The sequence below is a fragment of the Neobacillus drentensis genome (assembly GCF_036962765.1).
Classification (GTDB): Bacteria; Bacillota; Bacilli; order Bacillales; family Cytobacillaceae; genus Neobacillus; species Neobacillus drentensis_C.
In genome coordinates, this window is sequence record NZ_JBALOS010000083.1 from 18,858 (window position 1) to 25,818 (window position 6,961).

The 6,961-nt window shown below is 37.4% G+C and carries 4 protein-coding genes; 1 reads left to right on the forward strand and 3 read right to left on the reverse strand.

The features are described from left to right. A partial coding sequence (locus tag V7137_RS12125) for an arylsulfatase (RefSeq protein WP_335698326.1) occupies positions 1-2,174 on the forward strand: 2,174 nt, incomplete at its 5' end. 476 nt (positions 2,175-2,650) lie between these two features. Here V7137_RS12125 and V7137_RS12130 read toward each other — a convergent pair. The 3 genes from V7137_RS12130 to V7137_RS12140 form a co-directional block, all read right to left on the reverse strand. Continuing rightward, positions 2,651-4,510 carry an acyltransferase family protein gene (locus tag V7137_RS12130; RefSeq protein WP_335698327.1) on the reverse strand — a complete coding sequence of 620 codons (1,860 nt, stop codon included), beginning with the start codon at positions 4,508-4,510 and terminating at the stop codon, positions 2,651-2,653. Positions 4,511-4,959: 449 nt separating this feature from the next. Beyond that, complete coding sequence (locus V7137_RS12135) at positions 4,960-5,841, reverse strand: DUF3298 and DUF4163 domain-containing protein (RefSeq protein ID WP_335698328.1); 882 nt, start codon at positions 5,839-5,841, stop codon at positions 4,960-4,962. A 4-nt stretch (positions 5,842-5,845) separates the two neighbouring features. After that, positions 5,846-6,349, reverse strand: a complete 504-nt coding sequence (locus tag V7137_RS12140; protein WP_335698329.1) for an RNA polymerase sigma factor — start codon at positions 6,347-6,349, stop codon at positions 5,846-5,848. Between the last annotated feature and the right edge of the window lie 612 nt (positions 6,350-6,961).

Below are 6,961 nucleotides of genomic sequence, written 5' to 3' on the forward strand. Positions count from 1 at the left end.
TTAATGTCATCTATATCGTTCTGGATGACGTGGGTTATTCAGCATTAGGCTGTTATGGTTCTGAGATTGAAACACCTAATATTAATTCATTAGCAGAAAACGGTCTTAGGTACAATAACTTTAATGTAACCCCTTTGTGTTCACCTACCCGCGCTTGTCTACTAACAGGCCGTAACTGCCACTCGGTGGGGGTGGGAATCATAGCGGATATAGATTGGGGGCCTCAATATCCTAATAAACGAGGAAGAATTTCAAACTCGGCTGCCACCCTGGCTGAAATTTTAAAGTGGAATGGGATGGCTACTTATATGGTTGGAAAGTGGCATCTGGTTCCAGGTCATGAAGCTGCATCGAGCGGGCCATTTGAAAACTGGCCGCTCTCAAAAGGCTTTGAGCGGTATTATGGCTTTTTATTAGCGAATACGGATCAGTATGCGCCAGATTTAGTTTTTGATAATCATCGTGTAGGCAAACCTGATAAATCTAATTACCATTTATCAGAGGACCTGGTTGATAAGTCGCTCGAATTTTTAACGGATCATCTCTCTGTTACACCTGACCGTCCCTTCTTTCTTTACTTAGCCTTCGGGGCCACGCATGAGCCCCATCAGGTACCAAAGGAATTGATCGAAAAGTATGAAGGGGTATACGATAAAGGCTGGGATCAAATCAGGGAAGAGAGATTCAACGTGCAAAAGCAAATGGGAATCATCCCGCCGTACACCGAACTCGTAGAACGTAATCCAGGAATTAAGCCATGGGACGAACTGACAAAGAAAGAAAAATTATTGTTTACCAAATTCCAACAGACTTATGCTGGATTTCTTACTCACACAGATCAGCAAATAGGGAGATTACTCGATTTCTTAAATTCAAAAAACAAGATGGGTGATACCATTATTGTGTTACTTTCTGATAATGGAGGAAGCCAGGAAGGAGGCTGGAACGGTTCTATTAACGATTCTGCCTACTTCAATGGGATTGAGGAAAGTGTAGTTCAGATGTTTACTCAAGTAAATGAAATAGGAGGTCCGTTCACAACCCCCAATTATCCTAAAGGTTGGGCGCAGGTTAGTAATACACCTTTTAAATATTATAAGCAGAATACGTTTTATGGAGGGACTCACGTTCCCCTGATCATCCAATGCCCTCAAAGTATTTTAGATCCTGGTTCCATTCGTTCACAATTTTATCATGCGATTGATATTACTCCTACTATACTAGAACTCCTAAACATTGAAGCACCTAAACTATACGAAGGTGTTCCACAAATGCCGCTCCATGGTGTGAGTATGTTGGATACATTTACAGAACCGCTTGCCCCATCAAAGAGAAAAACTCAGTACTTTGAAATGCTCGGACACCGTGCTATTTGGCAGGATGGATGGGTGGCTGTTACCTATCATGAAAGAGGTGTCCCTTTCCAGGAGGATCAATGGGAGTTATACCATGTAAACCAGGATTTTTCCCAAAAGTATAATTTAGCAAATAAGTATCCAGATAAATTAAAGGAGCTTCAAGCAATTTGGTGGGAAGAAGCGAAGAAGTACGGTGTTCTTCCTTTAAATGACAATCTGTTTATAAAAGGTTATTACGGCTTGCAGGAGGGAAGAACAACGTTCACATTCTATCCTGGAATGGCTCATTTGCCATCAACTGCTGCTCCACAACTAACCCTTTCTTCTTATTCCATCACCATTCCCATCTTTCGTTCCAATCCTTCAGAAGAAGGAGTCTTACTTGCTCATGGAAATCATTCAAGCGGCTATACTTTATATATAAAAGATAACTACCTATTCTATGAATATAATTATGTTGGCTCCGTCTATAAGATTCAATCGTCCGTACAAGTACCTACTGGGTCTTCGACTGTAAGATTTGATTTTAAACGAGGTCAAGAAACGAGTGGAACGGGTAAGCTTTCTATCAATGGACTGCAAGTTGGCACACGTTACATGCCTCGTACATTACCATTTCTTATTTCTATTGAGGGAATGGATATAGGCCGGGATCGATTAACTTCTGTGAGCGCTAACTACCCAGTTCCGGAATTTCCGTTTACCGGGCAAATACAGAAAGCGGTTATTGAACTGTATAATAACCCGATGTTTTTTAAAAAGAAAAAAAGAGATCCAATCTCCATTAATATAAATGGTTCGATTTCTTATCTTTAGAGAAAGGAGGTAGACAATTGGGGAGTTTTCACATTATGGCTAAGCCGACAGGTTGCCTGCTTCCTATATTAAAGAAATACTTATGAACCAAGGTGGTTTATAAAAATCTAAAAAAGAGTTTTTATACCTCATTTTGATTAGTCACGGTGACCCTTGCCATAAATAGAGGTGGTTTTTTTTAATAAGTGCCTGTTACTATCCACTTTTTGTCGAAAACTTCGATATTAGTCGAGGAGTGACAGGACCTCTTTTTTTTTTGCCGGTTGCAGCCCTCACGTTTATCCTCCCACACCATATGATGAGTGTCCGCAGAGAGGATATAAAGGAGTGTATTGAAGCGAATGGCCCGTTAAACGGAGTGATTCAATTAACGTTGAAAGACAGGAAGGTAATCCCGAAGGAGAACTCTCCTGATGTGTTATGTACTAGGTTTAAAAATAAAATGTATACCAATCTTCAATTTTTATAGTCACTGTTCATGTTCCAACCGACTTTGCCACTAGAGCTGCGTAGACTTTAGCTCCTTTGGCATTTAAGTGAACACCATCGGATGAAAAATATTCATTATGCCCTGCACTGGCGGCATACCAATTAACCGGAGTGGTATTAGAGTATTTTTCAGTTACTTCTTTTAGATTATTGTTTACCTCAGTTTCCCAAGGACGTTGGACACGGGTATTGATGAAAATAATTTTTCGGTCATTTCCAATTAATTCAATCATCGATATTAATTGATTCATATTAAATGGGCCATTTGTGCCGAGTTCGATAATTACAGTATCCCCTAATGTTCCTTCTTTCTTCATCTTTTTAACTACGTCCACGGCTTGTGACATTTGACGGCCTACTTTTCCGTCCATATTTATAGAAGGAAAATACTCAGTTAAATAAGGGGCAACATCAAGTAATATTGAATCACCAATTGCTGTCACCATTTCATTTTTTTCGACAGATGGTTCCGTTTGTGTAAGTTTTTTTTCACCGTCAGGTTTTGTTAGCTCTTCTTCTTTTGGATGAACAGCAGGGGAAGGCGGTTTATTTTTTTTCTGTTCTATTTTTAGTTGATTATTGGAACGATCTTCTTTAATTGCAGCATGCGTTTCATCTTTTTTATCTGTTTTTGCAATAGTCACATTGTAAATAGCTAAAAATGAGAAAAGCATTATTAGCACTCCTCCGCCAAGGGCAATCCAACGTCTGAAAACAACACGATTAAGAAACAATTTCTTCGTAGCAATCCTTCTCCACGTTTTTTTCAATCCTCTTTGGCGTATTGGATTTTCGATGAATTTCCATGATAATGATGCCAATCCAATAATGCATGTTAATTGGAATATGACTCTGCCAATCGAAATTCCTGTTGTATTTATTGCAGGAGTAGTTAATACAAGGACGGGATATTGCCACAAATAGATGCCATAGGAACGGATACCCAGCCATCTTAGCGGTTTAAAATTAAAAACTCTACTAATGCTGTTAGCTGGATGAACGAGCACGGCTACTAATAACATAGAAGCAATTGATAATAAAACCATCCCTCCACGGTATAGGAAAGGTTCATATTGATTGGTAAGTCCAACCATTAAAAGGATCCCTACAAGCGCAATTGTCCCGACTAAATTAAGGACAAGTCGTAAAGGTGATGGTACATTGGCAGCAAGCTTTTGACTTGGCCAAATAAGAGCAAGTGCAGAACCAATTAATAGAGAAAAAGCTCTTGTATCAGTCCCGTAATAGACTCTACTAGGATCCAATCCGGGGTGATATAATATGGCCATGGTTAATGCTGAAATACCGGCTATGATGAGAGTAATAAATAAAATTGAACGTTTGGAGATAAAGCGTAACCCGAATGTAAGCAACAATGGCCAGAAAAGATAATACTGTTCTTCTACTGCTAATGACCAAAAATGAGTTAATAATGATGGTGATTGGAAGCTATTAAAATAGGATTGATGATGAAAGATATACCACCAATTACTAATATATAGTAAAGCAGCTAGAGCATCCGCTTGCAAAGTTTCTAAAAGATGATGATGAAACAAGCTTACCCAACCAATTATGATTACTAACATTGCGAGCATGGCTGGAAGTAAGCGTCTAGCACGGCGAATCCAGAAATTCTTTAAATCAATTCTTCTTCGCTGTTCCCACTCAGTCATTATGAGGTCAGTAATAAGGTAGCCAGATAGTACGAAGAACACGACTACACCTAAAAAACCTCCAGATGCCCAAGGGAATCCAATGTGATAGAAAATGACAGAAAGCACTGCAAAACCTCTTAGACCATCTAATCCTACTAGGTACCGTCTGTTTTGCACTGTAGGGTTAGCCATGGTCTTTTACCCTTAAATCGACGTTCGTATTTTTTGTTTGACATCTGTTTTTTAAAATAGGTAAGTAGTTCATAGATGATTTTTCCTTTCTATTAAAAAATACATATTCTAATGATGAAAATAACGATCATTCTAATGCCTAAAGTAAATTCAAAGCATTCCCTCACTTCTAATAGAAGGTAGGGGGGATTGACCGGATTGAAGACAAGGATAAGGTTAATTTTTTTTGTGGATGTTGTAAAGTTTTTTGAACCACCTGATCTAAACTATGTGCGAATCGAATGAGGATATCCCCAGAAAAAAGTGTCAGCCCCCTCAACCTACAATATATAGTTGATCTTAATCGGCTATATATTGAGTATTGAACGAGGGCTAGACCCTTTTGGGATATCCTTATTACTTTTATCCTAGGAAAAGGTAAGTGTTAAACTGTCTTCTCCTCGTGGATTCTATTTTATATACTCATCACTAACCAGAGTGTCTTTTAGGGCGTCCGAAGGGATGACAAATTCAACAATTCCCATGTAACCAGGAGCCACTTCATATTTGTCAAAACAAATGACCAATTTATTATGTTTGTTAATGTAGAAATTTTGATCGGGCTTTATTTTTTCAAAAGTATCTAGTGGATCATTATCTTCTTTATTTGGATTCTTTACCCAATAAGTTAATGAAGAGTCTTGTTCCATTTGTGTAATCATTTGCTTTGTAATTTCTTTGCTGATCAAATCCACATATGCATCACTTTTAAATAAGCTTGGTAAAGTGATGAGTAGTTTACCTTTTTTATCAATCGTGTCAAAATGGAACGTTGTTGATGACGATCCGACTGTGTTTACCGTATAGCGTCCGATGGATAAAAGTTGGTCAGTATCTGTTTTTACTTCGTACCCATTACTTACTCCCAAATGTCCGCCGCCACTTTCTTTTAGATCTTCCATATCAGCCTGGAATTGTTGATAGAGTTCTTCACTTTCTTTTAGATATTTTTGATTTAACGTTGATTGTAATTCTTTATTATCAAGGTTATTAATCGCAGGTACTTTAATATCTGCATTGTACGTTTCCCCATCCACCTTGAATTCTCTAAATGTTAATACTTTCACCACATTTTTTAGAACAGGAACATCAGCCATAGTCATGGCAAATGTCGGACTTGCATTTAATCCTCCAATAAAGATAGCAGCAGCAGCTGCTAGTCCGACCGCCACTTTTGTCATTATGCGCTTCTTAGGCTTTTGTTTTAGTGCCTTTTTAACAACAAAGTCTAACTGACTAGGGATAGGAATCCCATTATACTCTTTCATTAATGCTTCCATTTTTTTATCCATTTTATCAACCTCCCATATATGAAATATCATTCATTTCTATTCGCAGCATTTTAAGTCCTTTATATAAACGAGTCTTAATCGTGTTTTCTTTTTCATTTAGAACTTCAGCTATTTCACGAATTCTTAGGTCTTCAAAAAATTTAAGAATAATGACAATTCGATATTTAGCCGGCAATTCATTGAGTAACCTGGTTAAATCAACATTTTCATATGTGTCATTCCTTTTGGGGCTAAAAAATTCTATAGTATCATCATCCACTACCATTTCCTTTTTCTTTTTGCGTAATAAATCTAATGATGTGTTAACTACGATGCGAAAAAACCAACTTTTTAACGCTTGAGAATTTTCTAAGGTATGAATCCCTTTTAGGGCTTTGTGGATTGACTCTTGAATAATATCTAAAGCATCCTCTTCATTTTTAACGTAACTATAGGCTAATCGATAAAAATTCTCTTTGTTTTCCAATACGAACTCTGTAAGTAATTCTTCTTGATCTTTTTTGTTCATCGCTTGCCACCTCCTTTTGGATTCTATAAAAAAGACGCCAATTTATATAGAAAAAGTTTTTGGTATTTTTGTTTACTATAAAAAATCAACAAAATAAAAAGCGAACAGTGACTGCCACTGCTCGCTAAACCCAGCCTCGTTAAGGAGGATGGTAAAGTATGCAAAAAGATGATTTACATCTATTACTAATTAATTCAAACGTATTAAAAGATTTATATAGCTAACGGCTCGCCAGTCGGCGAGTTTTTTATTGATTTTCTTTTATGTTTTTAAAAAATCTTCAAAAGTCCTTAGTAGGGTATAGTTCTTGAACTTCCATGGATTTGGCATACTTTTATGTCTCCCATCTATGGTGTAAGCGCTATCAAACTATTAAAAAATAACATATCTAAATTAGCAAAATAAGTGGAATAAAAGGAGTGTAAGGATTTGGCAGTTAATCTTTGTTTTACTTAGGGAGATGCTTTGGAGAAGAGCCCAAAAAGCTGAAGCTTGTCTGAATGGAGTTATATTCGGACAAGTCAGGCCCGAAAAATTACAAACTTGTCTGAATGCAGGTCGTATTCGGACAAGTTAAGTTGAAAAAAGCACAAACCTGTCTGAATGCAGGTC

Coding starts and splice junctions, on each gene's coding strand:
- V7137_RS12130 (WP_335698327.1), bottom strand. CDS start 4,510: ATGGCTAACCCTACAGTGCAAAACAGACGGTACCTAGTAGGATTAGAT.
- V7137_RS12135 (WP_335698328.1), bottom strand. CDS start 5,841: ATGGATAAAAAAATGGAAGCATTAATGAAAGAGTATAATGGGATTCCT.
- V7137_RS12140 (WP_335698329.1), bottom strand. CDS start 6,349: ATGAACAAAAAAGATCAAGAAGAATTACTTACAGAGTTCGTATTGGAA.